At 62.1% G+C, this 14,237-nt stretch carries 12 protein-coding genes and 1 pseudogene; 9 read left to right on the plus strand and 4 right to left on the minus strand.

Features of this window, described 5'->3' with window-relative positions:
• The first annotated feature begins 185 nt into the window (after positions 1 to 185).
• The 3 genes from dapE (at position 186) to HGO40_RS14775 (ending at position 2,603) form a co-directional block, all read left to right on the plus strand.
• Entirely contained in the window at positions 186 to 1,337 is a 1,152-nt protein-coding gene (gene dapE / locus HGO40_RS14765) for a succinyl-diaminopimelate desuccinylase (protein ID WP_250963594.1), read from the plus strand.
• On the plus strand, positions 1,337 to 2,146 hold the full coding sequence (locus HGO40_RS14770; RefSeq protein ID WP_250963595.1) for a putative RNA methyltransferase: 810 nt from the start codon (positions 1,337 to 1,339) through the stop codon (positions 2,144 to 2,146). The genes dapE and HGO40_RS14770 overlap by 1 nt, the downstream gene beginning before the upstream one ends.
• Positions 2,147 to 2,225: 79 nt before the next feature.
• On the plus strand, positions 2,226 to 2,603 hold the full coding sequence (locus HGO40_RS14775) for a hypothetical protein (RefSeq protein ID WP_250963596.1): 378 nt from the start codon (positions 2,226 to 2,228) through the stop codon (positions 2,601 to 2,603).
• A gap of 215 nt (positions 2,604 to 2,818) precedes the next feature.
• Here HGO40_RS14775 and HGO40_RS14780 read toward each other — a convergent pair whose 3' ends face one another.
• Positions 2,819 to 3,028: a cold shock domain-containing protein gene (locus HGO40_RS14780; RefSeq protein WP_207965472.1), complete on the minus strand. Its 210-nt coding sequence runs from the start codon at positions 3,026 to 3,028 to the stop codon at positions 2,819 to 2,821.
• Between the two features lie 250 nt (positions 3,029 to 3,278).
• Between HGO40_RS14780 and plsB the strand changes: the two genes are divergently transcribed.
• The 4 genes from plsB (at position 3,279) to HGO40_RS14800 (ending at position 7,563) form a co-directional block, all read left to right on the plus strand.
• Positions 3,279 to 5,777 (plus strand): glycerol-3-phosphate 1-O-acyltransferase PlsB, encoded by a 2,499-nt coding sequence (gene plsB, locus HGO40_RS14785; RefSeq protein WP_250963597.1) that lies wholly within the window; start codon positions 3,279 to 3,281, stop codon positions 5,775 to 5,777.
• A 188-nt stretch (positions 5,778 to 5,965) separates the two neighbouring features.
• A complete protein-coding gene (locus tag HGO40_RS14790; RefSeq protein WP_250963598.1) occupies positions 5,966 to 6,268 on the plus strand; it encodes a hypothetical protein in 303 nt (100 codons plus the stop codon).
• A 170-nt stretch (positions 6,269 to 6,438) separates the two neighbouring features.
• Positions 6,439 to 6,843, plus strand: coding sequence for a YbaY family lipoprotein (locus HGO40_RS14795; RefSeq protein ID WP_250963599.1), 405 nt, complete (start codon positions 6,439 to 6,441; stop codon positions 6,841 to 6,843).
• A 30-nt stretch (positions 6,844 to 6,873) separates the two neighbouring features.
• Complete coding sequence (locus HGO40_RS14800) at positions 6,874 to 7,563, plus strand: DUF4197 domain-containing protein (RefSeq protein WP_186705483.1); 690 nt, start codon at positions 6,874 to 6,876, stop codon at positions 7,561 to 7,563.
• Positions 7,564 to 7,751: 188 nt separating this feature from the next.
• Here HGO40_RS14800 and HGO40_RS14805 read toward each other — a convergent pair whose 3' ends face one another.
• Together HGO40_RS14805 and HGO40_RS14810 are read right to left on the minus strand one after the other, a co-directional pair.
• A complete protein-coding gene (locus HGO40_RS14805; RefSeq protein WP_250963600.1) occupies positions 7,752 to 10,817 on the minus strand; it encodes an efflux RND transporter permease subunit in 3,066 nt (1,021 codons plus the stop codon).
• A gap of 5 nt (positions 10,818 to 10,822) precedes the next feature.
• Complete coding sequence (locus HGO40_RS14810; RefSeq protein WP_250963601.1) at positions 10,823 to 11,923, minus strand: efflux RND transporter periplasmic adaptor subunit; 1,101 nt, start codon at positions 11,921 to 11,923, stop codon at positions 10,823 to 10,825.
• Positions 11,924 to 12,016: 93 nt separating this feature from the next.
• On the opposite strand from HGO40_RS14810, the gene HGO40_RS14815 reads away from it, so the two are divergent.
• Positions 12,017 to 12,652: a TetR/AcrR family transcriptional regulator gene (locus HGO40_RS14815; protein WP_250963602.1), complete on the plus strand. Its 636-nt coding sequence runs from the start codon at positions 12,017 to 12,019 to the stop codon at positions 12,650 to 12,652.
• Between the two features lie 261 nt (positions 12,653 to 12,913).
• On the opposite strand, the gene HGO40_RS14820 is transcribed toward HGO40_RS14815, so the two are convergent.
• Entirely contained in the window at positions 12,914 to 13,696 is a 783-nt protein-coding gene (locus HGO40_RS14820; RefSeq protein WP_250963603.1) for a class I SAM-dependent methyltransferase, read from the minus strand.
• 109 nt (positions 13,697 to 13,805) lie between these two features.
• On the opposite strand from HGO40_RS14820, the pseudogene HGO40_RS14825 reads away from it, so the two are divergent.
• Positions 13,806 to 14,219 (plus strand): annotated as a pseudogene (locus tag HGO40_RS14825) (energy transducer TonB); the annotation flags it as partial.
• Positions 14,220 to 14,237: the final 18 nt, after the last annotated feature.

Below are 14,237 nucleotides of genomic sequence, written 5' to 3' on the forward strand. Positions count from 1 at the left end.
CCGCTCGTTTGGTGATACTCTAACGTCCTTTTTGTATGCGGCGGCCCAACACCATCAACCGGGCGATCTCCGGCCCGTGGTGTGCGGGCTTGTTCGCGAAGGCGTCATCACTGACGCTAAGAGCTTCGCGAGCAAGCCCGCTCCCACAGGGACTGCGATCTCCTTTCCAGCTTCCGGAGTTTTTCATGACGGCCCACGCCGACCTCTCGCCGACCCTGCAACTCGCCTGCGACCTGATCCGCCGTCCGTCCGTGACGCCGGTGGATGCCGATTGCCAAAACATCATGATGCAGCGCCTGGGCGCCGCCGGTTTCAAGCTTGAGCCGATGCGCATCGAGGATGTGGATAACTTCTGGGCCAGCCATGGCAAGCATGACGGCCCGGTGCTGTGCTTCGCCGGGCACACCGACGTGGTGCCGACCGGTCCGGTGCAGGCCTGGCAGCTCGACCCGTTCGATGCGGTCATCGACGAACAGGGCATGCTCTGCGGTCGTGGCGCGGCGGACATGAAAGGCAGCCTGGCGGCGATGGTCGTGGCGGCCGAGCGGTTCGTCGCCGATTACCCGGATCACAAGGGCTCGCTGACTTTCCTGATCACCAGCGATGAAGAAGGCCCGGCCCACCACGGCACCAAAGCCGTGGTCGAACGCCTCAAGGCCCGCCAGGAACGACTGGACTGGTGCATCGTCGGCGAGCCGTCGAGTACCACGTTGGTGGGCGACGTGGTCAAGAATGGTCGTCGCGGCTCCCTCGGCGCGAAGCTGACCGTACGCGGCAAGCAAGGCCACGTGGCTTATCCACACCTGGCGAAGAACCCGATCCATCTGGCCGCGCCGGCCCTGGCTGAATTGGCCGCCGAGCACTGGGACCACGGCAACGATTTCTTCCCGCCGACCAGTTTCCAGATCTCCAACCTCAACTCCGGCACCGGTGCGACCAACGTGATCCCCGGTGACCTGGAGGCGGTGTTCAATTTCCGCTTCTCCACCGAATCCACCGTCGAAGGCCTGCAACAGCGCGTCGCCGATATCCTCGACAAGCATCAACTGGACTGGCACATCGACTGGGCCTTGTCCGGCCTGCCATTCCTCACTGAGCCGGGTGCCTTGCTGGACGCCGTGTCGTCGAGCATCAGGGACGTGACCGGCCGCGAGACCAAAGCCTCCACCAGCGGCGGCACGTCCGACGGTCGTTTCATCGCCACCATGGGCACGCAAGTGGTAGAACTGGGGCCGGTCAACGCGACCATCCACCAAGTCAACGAGCGTGTGCTGGCCGCCGATCTCGACGTGCTCACCGAGATCTACTACAAGACGCTGATCAAGTTGCTCGCCTGATGCTCGCCTGCCCGATCTGCAGTGAACCGCTGAACGCAGTGGACAACGGCGTGGTGTGCCCGGCCGGGCATCGGTTCGACCGTGCGCGGCAGGGTTACCTGAACCTGCTGCCGGTGCAGCACAAGAACAGCCGCGACCCTGGCGACAACCAGGCGATGGTCGAGGCTCGCCGCGACTTTCTCAACGCCGGGCATTACGCCCCGGTCGCCCGGCGCCTGGCCGAGTTGGCCGCCGAACGCGCGCCTGGGCGCTGGCTCGACATCGGTTGCGGTGAAGGCTACTACACCGCGCAAATTGCCGAAGCGCTGCCCAATGCCGATGGCTATGCCTTGGACATCTCCCGCGAAGCAGTCAAACGAGCCTGCAAGCGTAACCCGCAACTGACCTGGTTGATCGCCAGCATGGCCCGGGTGCCACTGGCGGACGGCTGTTGCCAGTTCCTGGCCAGCGTTTTCAGCCCGCTGGACTGGCAGGAGGCCAAGCGCTTGCTCAGCCCCGGCGGCGGACTGATGAAAGTCGGCCCCACCGCCGGTCACCTGATGGAATTGCGCGAGCGTCTCTACGACGAAGTGCGTGAATACACCGACGATAAGCACCTGGCTCTGGTACCACCGGGCATGGCGCTGGATCACAGCGAAACCCTCGAATTCAAACTGGTGCTCACCGATGGCCAGGACCGCGCCAACCTGCTGGCGATGACGCCCCATGGCTGGCGCGCCAGTGCCGAACGCCGTGCCAGCGTGATCGAGCAGGCCGAGCCGTTCGAAGTCACGGTGTCGATGCGCTACGATTATTTCATTCTTCAATAATGACCTTTAGGCCTCGGGCAATCGCCTGGGGCCAGTTAAATCCGCGAATGGATTTTTCAAGACCGCAGCGAGGACATCCATGCGCCAACCCGATATCGAGATTTACCTGAAGGACGCCGACGTCGACCACAAGGCCATTGCCAACTGGCTCGGCCAGGCCCTGGGCCCTTGCAGCGACTGGGTACAGAAAGGCCAGACCTACAAGTGCAAGGCCGGCAACATCCCGGTGACCTGGCTGCCCAAGGCCGTGGGCAAATGGAACAGCCTGTACCTGGAAAGCGACCAGACCCCGTGGGAAGACGACATCGCCTGCGCCCGCGCCGCCTTCGCCGCGCTGAACGTCGAAGTGCGCTGCGCGCCTGGCTCCTGGGTGGAAGAAGAAGGAGAAGAATCGGCGGACCGCTGGATTCGCATCAGCACCGATGGGGAAGAAGAGATTACCTGGAAGACGGCGTAACGCTGACTCCCAGCCCACCGAAGCCCCCTGTGGGAGCGAGCTTGCTCGCGATAGCGGTCTGCCTGAGACGGTGATGTTGAATGTAACGCCGTCATCGCGAGCAAGCTCGCTCCCACAGGGGATATGTGGTGGGCACGAACTATGTGGCACCCCATTCAAAACTGTGGGAGCAAGCTCGCTCCCACAATGGGTTTTGTATAGCTAGCAAATGCGGGTTACAACCCCACCACATCCTCAGCCTGCAAGCCCTTCTGCCCTTCCACCACCGCGTACTCGACCTGCTGGCCTTCAGTCAGTGAACGGTGGCCTTCGCCGCGAATCGCGCGGTAGTGCACGAATACATCCGCGCTGCCTTCACGCTGGATGAAGCCGTAACCCTTCGCGTCGTTGAACCACTTCACACTGCCGGTTTCCCGTGCTGCCATGATGCTCACTCCCATCTCTTATTATTAAGTCGGCTTTTCCCGCCCAACCGCAAAAGGCAAAGCCGTACGAACCTAAGCCACCGTCCGGCCGTCCATGGAGAAGGCCGGGGCAGTAACCGGCCGAGTATATGACACCCGGAAAAACTCTCAACTGACTTTACTTCGGCGCTTTTTTGCCGATTTTCGATGAATCCGGCACACTAGCGGGCTCGAGCAGCCGCTCGGTTTTATCCACTCATGCAGAAGCCGTATGACCCGCTCCCCGTTCCGCCGTCTTGTGTTTGGCACCCTGCGCCGACTGTTGTACCTCTGGGTTCGCTCCGAGACGATCAACCAGTCGTCCTTCACCCTCAACCTCGACCGCAGTCGTCCGGTGTTCTACGTCCTGCAAGATCCCTCGCTCACCGACCTGGCGGTGCTCGACACCGAATGCACCAAGGCCGGCCTGCCCCGTCCGGTGCTGCCGGTCTCGGTGGGCAACCTGCTGGAGCCAGCGGCGTTTTTCTACCTGACGCCAGCGCCAGACTGGATCGGGCGCCAGGACAAGCGCGGTGCGCCGCCCACCCTGACGCGGCTGGTCGACGCCCTGACCCACAACGCCGCCGAGGATGCACAGATCATCCCGGTCAGCGTGTTCTGGGGGCAGTCGCCGGACAGCGAATCCAGCCCTTGGAAACTGTTGTTCGCCGACAGCTGGGCCGTTACCGGGCGCCTGCGTCGCCTGCTGAGCATCATGATCCTGGGGCGCAAGACCCGCGTGCAATTCTCCGCGCCGATCCACCTGCGCGAATTGATCGAACACGACAAGGGCCACGAACGCACCGTGCGCATGGCCCAGCGGATCCTGCGGGTGCACTTCCGCAATCTGAAGGCGGCGGTCATCGGCCCCGACATTTCCCACCGACGTCATCTGGTCAAGGGCCTGTTGAACCAGCCGCTGGTCAAGCAGGCGATTGCCGAGGAAGCCGAGCGGGAAAAGATCTCCCCGGAAAAAGCCAAGGCCCAGGCCCTGCGCTACGGCAACGAGATCGCCTCGGACTACACCTACACCGCGATCCGTTTCCTGGAAGTGGTGCTGAGCTGGTTCTGGAACAAGATCTACGACGGCATCAAGGTCAACCACATCGAAGGCGTGCAGAACGTCGCCCAGGGCCACGAAGTCATCTATGTGCCGTGCCACCGCAGCCACATCGACTACCTGCTGCTGTCATACCTGCTGTTTCGCAACGGCCTGACGCCACCGCACATCGCTGCCGGCATCAACCTCAACATGCCAGTGATCGGCGGCCTGCTGCGCCGTGGCGGGGCGTTTTTCATGCGCCGCACCTTCAAGGGCAACCCGCTTTACACCGCGGTGTTCAACGAATACCTGCACACGCTGTTCACCAAAGGCTTTCCGGTGGAATACTTCGTCGAGGGCGGTCGTTCGCGCACCGGGCGCATGCTGCAACCCAAGACCGGCATGCTCGCCATCACCCTGCGCAGCTTCCTGCGTTCGTCACGCATGCCCATCGTCTTCGTGCCGGTCTACATCGGTTATGAACGGGTACTGGAAGGCCGTACCTACCTGGGCGAACTGCGCGGGGCCAGCAAGAAAAAAGAATCGATCTTCGACATCTTCAAGGTCATCGGCGCCCTCAAGCAGCGCTTCGGCCAGGTGGCGGTGAACTTCGGCGATCCCATCAAGCTGGCGGAATTCCTCGACAGCGAACAACCGGATTGGCGCCAACAGGAATTGGGCCCGCAATTCAAACCGGCCTGGCTCAACGCGACCACCCACCGCCTCGGCGAACGCGTGGCCCGGCACCTGAACGAAGCCGCGGCCATCAACCCGGTCAACCTCGTCGCCCTGGCGCTGCTGTCCACCAGCCGCCTGGCCCTGGACGACCGCGCCATGGCCCGGGTGCTCGACCTGTACCTGGCGTTGTTGCGCAAAGTCCCGTACTCGCCCCACACCACCCTGCCCGAAGGCGATGGCCAAGCGCTGATCAAGCACGTCAAAGGCATGGACCTGCTGTCGGAACAGAGCGATGCCCTGGGCAAGATTCTGTACCTGGACGAGCAGAACGCGGTGCTGATGACCTACTCCCGCAACAACGTGCTGCACATCTTCGCCCTGCCGGCGCTGCTGGCGAGCTTCTTCCAGAGCAGCTCGCGCATGAGCCGCGAACAAATCCTGCGCTACACCCATGCGTTGTACCCGTACCTGCAATCGGAGCTGTTCATTCGCTGGTCGCTGGAAGAACTGGACGGCGTGGTCGATCAGTGGCTCGACGCGTTCGTCGAACAGGGCCTGCTGCGTTTCGAAAACGACCTGTACCTGCGTCCGGCGCCAAGTTCGCGGCACTTCGTGCTGCTGACGTTGCTGTCGAAAAGCATCGCCCAGACCTTGCAGCGCTTCTACATGACCGTCTCGCTGCTGCTCAACAGCGGCCAGAACACCGTCAGCGCCGAAGAACTGGAAGACCTCTGCACCGTCATGGCCCAGCGCCTGTCGATCCTGCATGGCCTGAATGCGCCGGAGTTCTTCGACAAGAGCCTGTTCCGCCACTTTATCCAGACGATGCTCGACCTCGACGTGCTGCGCCGCGACGAGGCGGGCAAACTCAGCTACCACGAGCTGCTGGGGGAACTGGCCGAAGGTGCGGCCAAGCGCGTGCTGCCGGCGGAAATTCGCCTGTCGATCCGCCAGGTGGCGTTGCATCGCAGTGAAGACGCGGCGGAAGTTGCCGTCAGCCCCAACCTTTGAGGGATGCCGATCACTCACCGTGAACCATGGAACGGTTCTGGTGAGTGAGTGGGTCAATCCCCAGGCGTACTCCGACGTTGCGCAGCGGCCAAAGTGACGTCAAACGAAGAAAGGACCTACAGAGAACTTTGGAGCAGCTCTCTAGGATGGGCTTACGTCAATCTCGACGTATTGAAAAGGAATTCAACATGAACCTGCATACCATCACCGCAACCATTCACCTGCCAGACGGCTATCAACCTCCTGGAAATGGCAGCACTTACGTGACTCTCACAACGCCTCGTACATCCGCCGGTATCGGCTCCAACCAAGCGCCGAAAACGCCATGGATCGTCACCTTCACCGTTGACAGCGACGTTGCTGGCCCAGAGGAAGAGTTTACTGTGAGCGCGCGAATCGACGGCTACGCTCCCACTTCCCTGTCTGCCGAGCATACCTTCACCTGGAATGGCGGCGATCAGGAAGTTGATGTCCAGCTTTCAGCGCAATGACTGTAGCGAAGTGCAAGACAGCTGCATTCTTCCGATTAGCCATTGAAACCGGTCATCCGATCGCGCCCAACATCTGAGTCGTTACGTTTCGGCTGGATTTTTGGTGCCGAATCCTCCAGATTCTCTTTGGCGCCAGCGTGTTGCTGGCGTCAAAGGAAAGGTACTTCCACATGAAAAAATGTCTTCTGCTTGCATTCACTTCACTGCTGGCCGCGTGCCAATCATCAACGCCACCCGCCGCCTCCGTCGCGAGCCTCGATGGCGAAGTCTTCTATCTGCAACGCATCGCCCTGCCGCCCAACGCCACCTTGAGCGTGAGCCTGCAGGATGTTTCCCTGGCCGACGCTCCCGCGGTGGTGCTCGATGAGCAGAGCGGCCCGGTCAAAGGCCAGGTCCCGTTGCCGTTCCACCTCAGTTATGATGCCAACCAGGTCAAGCCCGGCCATCGTTATGCCGTGAACGCCCGCATCGAAGTGGACGGCCAGTTGCTGTTCATCACCACTGAACAGCATACGGTCCAACTCGATGGCAAAGATCCGCAGCCGTTGAAGATTCGCGTCAACGCCGCACGCTGATTCCTTTTAAATTCCATCAAGGAAGCTGCCATGCTCCGCCCTACCCTTCGTTTCACCGGCCTGTGTGCCGGCCTGTTGATCTGCGCCAATGCCATGGCCCTGTCCTTGGGCGACCTGTCGCAACAAGATGCCACGGGTGGCCTCAAGGACGCCTTGACCCAAGGCGCGCAGGTGGCGGTCAAGCAACTCGGTACTCCCGGCGGCTTCAGCAACAACCCGGACGTGAAGATCGAACTGCCAGGCAAGCTGGGCAAAGTTGCCAGCAAGATGAAGGCCTTCGGCATGGGTGAGCAGGTCGATCAACTGGAAACCAGCATGAACCAGGCCGCCGAAGCCGCGGTGGTCCAGGCCCAGCCGATCCTGGTCAATGCCGTGAAGAACATGAGCGTGAGCGATGCCAAGGGCATCTTGAGTGGTGGCAACGACTCGGCCACGCAATACCTGAACAAGAGCAGCCGCGAGCAGATCCGCGCCAAGTTCCTGCCCATCGTCAAGCAAGCCACCGACAAGGTCGGCCTGGCCCAGCAATACAATGCCTTCGCCGGCCAGGCCGCCACTTTCGGCGTGCTGGATGCCAAGAGCGCCAACATCGAAAACTACGTGACCGAACAGGCGCTGGACGGTTTGTTCGAAATGATCGGCAAGCAGGAAGCCACCATTCGCCAGAACCCGGCGGCTGCGGCGACCAGTTTGGCGAAGAAAGTGTTCGGTACGCTCTAAGCCAAGCGCAAAAACACTGTGGGAGCGAGCTTGCTCGCGATGAATACACTGTCTATCTGACAAACCACGATCCTGTGGCGAGGGAGCTTGCTCCCGCTGGGCTGCGCAGCGGCCCCAAGCTTTTGCGGTTGCTGCGCAGCCCAGCGGGAGCAAGCTCCCTCGCCACAGGTTAGGTGTACACCTGTTGATCAGGTTTTCTTGACCCTGAACCACGCCGCATACAACGCCGGCAGGAACAACAGCGTCAACGCCGTGGCCACGATCAGGCCGCCCATGATCGCCACCGCCATCGGGCCGAAGAACAAGCTGCGCGACAGCGGGATCATCGCCAGCACCGCTGCCAGAGCGGTGAGCACGATGGGGCGGAAGCGCCGCACCGTGGCTTCGATGATCGCCTGCCAAGGCGCCAGCCCTGCCTTGATGTCCTGCTCGATCTGGTCCACCAGGATCACCGAGTTGCGCATGATCATCCCCGACAGCGCAATGGTGCCCAGCATGGCGACGAAGCCGAACGGCTGGCGGAACACCAGCAGGAACAGCGTGACGCCGATCAATCCCAGGGGCGCCGTAAGGAACACCATGGCCGTGCGTGAGAAGCTGCGCAGTTGCAGCATCAGCAGCGTCAGCACCACCACGATGAACAACGGCACACCGGCATTCACCGATTTCTGGCCACGGGCCGAATCCTCCACCGTACCGCCCACTTCCAGCAGGTAACCGTCCGGCAGCTCGGCGCGAATCGGGTCCAGGGTCGGGAAGATCTGTTGCACCAGGGTCGCCGGTTGTTCCTTGCCGTAGATATCGGCCCGCACGGTCACGCTCGGCAGCCGATTGCGGTGCCAGATCACGCCCTCCTCGAAACCGTATTCCAACGTCGCGATCTGCGACAAGGCCACGCTCTTGCCGTTGTCGGTCGGCACCGCCAGGCTCGGCAGCAACGACAGCTCGGTGCGCTCATGCACCGTACCGCGCAGCAGGATCTCGATCAGTTCGTTGTCTTCCCGGTACTGGCTGACGCTGGAGCCGGTGAGGGAGCTGCGCAGGAAACTCGCCAGGTGGGTGGTGCTGACGCCCAGGGCCCGGGCGCGGTCCTGGTCAACGTTGAGGTACACCACCTTGCTCGGCTCCTCCCAGTCCAGGTGCACATTGACCACGTAGGGGTTTTCGCGAACTTTTGTCGCCACTTTCCGCGCCAGGGCCCGGACTTCTTCGATGTGCTCACCCGTGACGCGGAACTGCACCGGATAGCCGACCGGCGGGCCGTTTTCCAGGCGCGTGACCCGCGAGCGCAGGGTCGGGAATTGCTCGTTCAGGGTCGAAATCAACCAACTGCGCAACGGCTCGCGATCTTCGATGGTCTTGGCCAGCACCACGAACTGGGCGAAGCTGGAGGCCGGCAGCTGTTGATCCAGGGGCAAGTAGAAGCGCGGTGAACCGGTGCCGACGTAGGCCACATAGTTGTCGATGCCGGCATGGTCCTTGAGCAGCGCTTCCAGGCGCTTGACCTGCTCGGCGGTATTGCTCAGGGAGGCGCCTTCCTGCAGCTTCACGTCGACCATCAGCTCCAGCCGCCCCGATGCCGGGAAGAACTGCTGCGGCACGAAACGGAACAACGCCACCGAGCCGACAAACAACAGCACGGTCAGCAGGATGACGGTTTTGCGCCGACGCACACACCACTCCACCATCCGCCGGACACGCTGATAGAACGGCGTGCCGTAAGGGTCGGTCTGGCCGTCAGTCGTGCCATGTTTAGCCGCGTGAATTTTCGCCAGGTCCGGCAGGAGCTTTTCCCCCAGGTACGGTACGAACACCACGGCAGCCACCCAAGAGGCCAGCAATGCCAGTGTCACCACCTGGAAAATCGAACGGGTGTATTCGCCGGTGCCCGATTGCGCGGTGGCGATCGGCAGGAAGCCCGCCGCCGGGATCAAGGTACCGGTGAGCATCGGGAATGCGGTGCTGGTCCAGGCGAAGCTGGCCGCCTTGATCCGGTCGAAGCCCTGCTCCATCTTGATCGCCATCATCTCCACCGCAATGATCGCGTCGTCCCCCAGCAGCCCCAGGGCCAACACCAGCGCACCGAGGGAAATCTTGTGCAGGCCGATCCCCAGGTAATACATGGCGGCGAAGGTCATCGCCAACACCAGAGGAATCGCCAGGGCCACCACCATCCCGGTGCGCAGCCCGAGGGAGAAGAAGCTCACCAGCAACACGATCGTCAGTGCTTCCACCAGCACCTGGACGCACTCACCGACCCCGGTTTTCACCGCCGCCGGCTGGTCCGACACCTTGTGCAATTGCATGCCGGCCGGCAGTGAGTTCTGGAGGCGAGCAAAGTCGACCTCAAGGGCCTTGCCCAGAATCAGGATATCCCCGCCTTGCTTCATCGCCACGGCCAGGCCAATGGCGTCTTCGCCCATGAAGCGCATGCGGGGCGCCGGCGGGTCGTTGAAACCGCGACGCACGTCCGCCAGGTCGCTGATACGGAACGTACGATCGCCGACCCGGATCGGGAAGTTGCGGATCTCTTCCACGGTCTGGAAATTTCCCGAGACCCGCAGCTGCAAACGCTCGCTGCCGGTTTCGAAGAAGCCGGCGGTGGAAACCGTGTTCTGCTCTTCAAGGGCCTGCTGGACCGCCGCCAAGGGCAGGCCGAGGGTCGCCAGCTTAACGTTTGACAACTCGATCCAGATCTTCTCGTCCTGCAAACCGATCAGTTCGACCTTGCCCACATCCTTGACTCGCTGCAGCTGGAGCTGGATGCGATCGGCGTAGTCCTTGAGCACGGCATAGTCGAAGCCTTCGCCGGTCAGCGCGTAGATATTGCCGAAGGTAGTGCCGAATTCATCGTTGAAGTACGGCCCCTGGACATCCGGCGGCAAGGTGTGGCGGATGTCGCCGATCTTCTTGCGCAACTGATACCACAGCTCGGGAATCTGCGCCGAATGCATGGAATCACGCGCCGCGAAAGTCACTTGGGATTCCCCCGGGCGGGAGAACGAGACGATCTTTTCGTAATCGCCGGTTTCCATCAGCTTTTTTTCGATACGCTCGGTGACTTGGCGCGACACTTCCTCGGCCGTCGCCCCCGGCCACACGGTGCGAATGACCATGGCCTTGAAGGTGAACGGCGGGTCTTCGCTCTGGCCGAGCTTGGTGTAGGAAAGCGCCCCGACAATGGCCAGCAACAGCATCAGGAACAGTACGATCTGGCGGTTACGCAACGCCCATTCGGAAAGATTGAAACCCATTGGGATTACTCCTTGGCCGCCAGGTTGACCACGCGGTTGGAGCGATCCACCGGCCGCACCTGCTGGCCGTCGAGGAGCACATGTATGCCAGCCGCCACCACCCAGTCATTGGCGCTCAAGCCTTCGAGCACCGGCACGGTTTTTTCGCCGAAGGCACCCACGCGCACCGGGGCTTTCCTGACCGTGTTGTCCGGGTTGACGACCCAGACGTAGGTGGCGCCATTCTCGGCAGTGAGGGCTGATAGCGGCACTGACAGCGGCGCCTTTTCAGCCGTCTGGATAAACACCCGGGCACTTTGGCCCAGCTCCGCCGGAACACTGCCGGCGGTGAAGGCCACGCGGGCGGCGAAGGTGCGGGACTTGGGGTCGGCGGCCGGCGACAGCTCACGAATCCGCCCGCTGAAGCGCTGGTCAGGCTGGCTCCACAACTCGACCGACACCGGCTGGCCGATCTTGAACCGGCCAAAGCCCTGTTCCGGCAGGCTGATCAGCACTTCACGCTCGCCATCGGTGGCCAGGGTGAAAACGGTTTGTCCCGCCGAAACCACCTGCCCGACTTCCACCGAACGCCGGGCCACCACGCCATCCTGGGGCGCACGCAGCACCGAATAGCTGGCCTGGTTGTTGGCGACATCGAACTCGGCCTTGATCTGCTTGAGCCGTGCGGTGCCGGAGCGGTAGAGGTTTTCGGCGTTGTCGTATTGGGAGCGGCTGACCATCTGCCGCTCCATCAAGGTCTTGTAGCGGTCACGTTCGGCGCGGACCAGGTTCAGGTTGGCCTCGGCGGCAGCGACCTGGGCACGGGTCGCTTCCAGTTGCAGGCGCACGTCCTCGGGGTCGAGCTCGGCCAGCGGTTGATTGGCCTTGACCCGCTGCCCCTCTTCCACCAGTCGTCGGCTCACCTTGCCGCCAATGCGAAAGGCCAGTTCAGGCTCGAAACGTGCTCGCACTTCGCCAGGGTAACTGTCCATCGCCTGGGCCGACGGCTCAGGCTTGACCACCATGGCGGGACGCACGGCGACGGGCACCGGCTCGTCATGACCGCACGCAGACAATAAAAAAGCCAGGGCGACTGGCAAGGCGAGGGGCAGGGCATAGCGGAACATGGCGAGTGACCTTTCGCTAATGATGCTTGGAATAATTATACTGGCGAGTATGTTATTAATAGCAAACTCACCAGTCCAGTATTAAAGCGAAGAATGTCGAACAATCCTTCATCCCCTAGCGGCCCTGGCCGCCCCAAGGACCTGGCCAAGCGCCAGGCCATTCTCGACGCGGCGAAACGCCTGTTCCTGAGCATGGGGTATGCCAATACCAGCATGGACGCCGCCGCCACCGAGGCGGGCGTTTCGAAGCTGACGGTCTACAGCCATTTCAACGACAAGGAGACGCTGTTTTCCGCTGCCGTGATGGCCAAATGTGAAGAGCAGGTGCCATCGCTGTTTTACGAATGGCCTGACGGCGTTCCGATCGACCACGTGTTGCTGAACATTGCCCGCGGGTTCAATCAACTGATCAACAGCGATGAATCGTTGAACCTGCATCGCCTGATCATGGCCCTGGGCAGCCAGGACCCGAAGCTGTCGACGATTTTCTACGAAGCCGGTCCGCAACGGATGCTCTCAGGCATGGAGCGGCTGCTGGCCAAGGTCAACCAGAGCGGCGCCCTGAGCATCGATAAACCGCGCAATGCCGCCGAACACTTCTTCTGCTTGATCAAGGGCGCGGCGAACTTCCGCTTGTTGACTGGCTGCGGCCCGGCCCCGGAACCCGAAGCCGCCGAGGCCCATGTGCAGGAAGTGGTGGGGTTGTTCGTGCGGGCTTATCGGCCTTAGGCCAGTCAGCGGAATTTTTGCTGGCTGTCTGGGCCTCATCGCGAGCAAGCTCGCTCCCACAGGGTTTGATGAACACTACAGATCCAATGTGGGAGCGAGCCTGCTCGCGAAGGCGGCGACCTATTCAACACCTTCACCAACTGACCCACCGCTTTCGCGAGCAAGCCCGCTCCCACAGTTTGATCGACGGGGTTCACAGAATCAGCGCCCGCCACCGGCCCCTGTGGGAGCGAGCTTGCTCGCGATGCAGGCCACTCGGTCTCAAGGCTTGAGCGCTTTCTTCGGATAGATGTCGTAGCGACTGGACTTGCCATCGAGCCCATGGCTCGGCTTCGGCCCTTCGATGCACGGGGCCTTGCGTGGGCGCTTGACCACCACTCGATGAGTCGCCAAGGCCAGGGCCGCGGCGAGCAGCGCCGGGGCGTCCGGGTCATCGCCCACCAGGGGCCGGAACAGGCGCATTTCCTTCTTCACCAGGGCGGTTTTTTCACGATGAGGGAACATCGGGTCCAGATAGATCACCTGGGGCGGTTCGCCTTCCCAGTTGCGCATCACCTCGATGGCGTTGCCCTTGAGCAGGCGCATGCGCGCCACGATCGGCGCCACGTCGAAGTCCTCTGCGCCACGAGCCAGGCCATCCTCCAACAAGGCCGCAATCAGCGGCTGACGCTCGATCAGGCTCATTTCACAGCCCAGGCTGGCCAGCACAAACGCATCCTTGCCCAACCCGGCGGTGGCATCCAGCACCCGCGGGCGCACACCCTGGGCGATCCCGACTGCCTTGGCGATCATCTGGCCACTGCCGCCGCCGTACAACCGCCGATGGGCCGCCCCACCCTCGACGAAGTCCACGCGCACCGGCCCTGGCGCATCCGGGCCCAACTGCTGCAACTGCACCCCTTGCTCACCGACCTGCAAGGCGAACTCGCCTTCGTCCCCTTGCAAAGGCAGGCCAAGCCGCTCGGCCCAGTGTTCGGCCTGCGGTTGGAAGGCCGGGGCCAGGGCCTCGACATGGATGCGGCAGGCCGCGGGTTGCTCACTCATGGAAGTTGTTCACTTATGGAAAACATGCTCAAAAAATTAAGGATCGGCAAAAACGGCCGATAACAACGGTGAACGGCATTTTGCCAGAGCTGAGCGTCGACCGAGAAAAATGTCAGACATTCAATCCACATCGATAGGCGTTATCTCCCCTTACGGCGATTACAGCCTGCGTAACACCCAAGCGCTGAGCGGCGTCAGTCACCTGTGGCAGGATTTTTTTGCCCGGGCCCTGGCCGATCAACTGGGTGATAACGCTCCGGCACCCGGCAGCTACCAGCCAGAGCCCCTCGATGAGGCCGTTGAACCGACCCTCGGTGCCGAACTGCTGGCGCACATCGTCAGCCAGCGCACCTGCGAAGTGCCCGAAACACAGGTCAAGCCGCCAGAACCGCTGTTCCTGCCCATCGCCGAATTCGAACTCGACCTGCTGGACAATCCGTTCCCGCCGTTCCCGGAAGAGGAATTGGTGGCGCAGCAGAAACACCTGGACTTCGACACCCGCTGGGCACGTCCGATCGTGCTGCAGAACCTGCGCATCGCC

Source organism: Pseudomonas sp. CG7, from assembly GCF_023701885.1.
GTDB lineage: Bacteria > Pseudomonadota > Gammaproteobacteria > Pseudomonadales > Pseudomonadaceae > Aquipseudomonas > Aquipseudomonas zanjanensis.

What these genes read in the sequence shown, in the direction of transcription:
- HGO40_RS14780 (WP_207965472.1), bottom strand. Translation starts at nt 3,028, where the DNA reads ATGGCAGCACGGGAAACCGGCAGTGTGAAGTGGTTCAACGACGCGAAG.
- HGO40_RS14775 (WP_250963596.1), top strand. Translation starts at nt 2,226, where the DNA reads ATGCGCCAACCCGATATCGAGATTTACCTGAAGGACGCCGACGTCGAC.
- HGO40_RS14795 (WP_250963599.1), top strand. Translation starts at nt 6,439, where the DNA reads ATGAAAAAATGTCTTCTGCTTGCATTCACTTCACTGCTGGCCGCGTGC.
- HGO40_RS14800 (WP_186705483.1), top strand. Translation starts at nt 6,874, where the DNA reads ATGCTCCGCCCTACCCTTCGTTTCACCGGCCTGTGTGCCGGCCTGTTG.
- HGO40_RS14790 (WP_250963598.1), top strand. Translation starts at nt 5,966, where the DNA reads ATGAACCTGCATACCATCACCGCAACCATTCACCTGCCAGACGGCTAT.
- HGO40_RS14815 (WP_250963602.1), top strand. Translation starts at nt 12,017, where the DNA reads ATGTCGAACAATCCTTCATCCCCTAGCGGCCCTGGCCGCCCCAAGGAC.
- HGO40_RS14805 (WP_250963600.1), bottom strand. Translation starts at nt 10,817, where the DNA reads ATGGGTTTCAATCTTTCCGAATGGGCGTTGCGTAACCGCCAGATCGTA.
- HGO40_RS14820 (WP_250963603.1), bottom strand. Translation starts at nt 13,696, where the DNA reads ATGAGTGAGCAACCCGCGGCCTGCCGCATCCATGTCGAGGCCCTGGCC.
- plsB (WP_250963597.1), top strand. Translation starts at nt 3,279, where the DNA reads ATGACCCGCTCCCCGTTCCGCCGTCTTGTGTTTGGCACCCTGCGCCGA.
- HGO40_RS14770 (WP_250963595.1), top strand. Translation starts at nt 1,337, where the DNA reads ATGCTCGCCTGCCCGATCTGCAGTGAACCGCTGAACGCAGTGGACAAC.
- HGO40_RS14810 (WP_250963601.1), bottom strand. Translation starts at nt 11,923, where the DNA reads ATGTTCCGCTATGCCCTGCCCCTCGCCTTGCCAGTCGCCCTGGCTTTT.
- dapE (WP_250963594.1), top strand. Translation starts at nt 186, where the DNA reads ATGACGGCCCACGCCGACCTCTCGCCGACCCTGCAACTCGCCTGCGAC.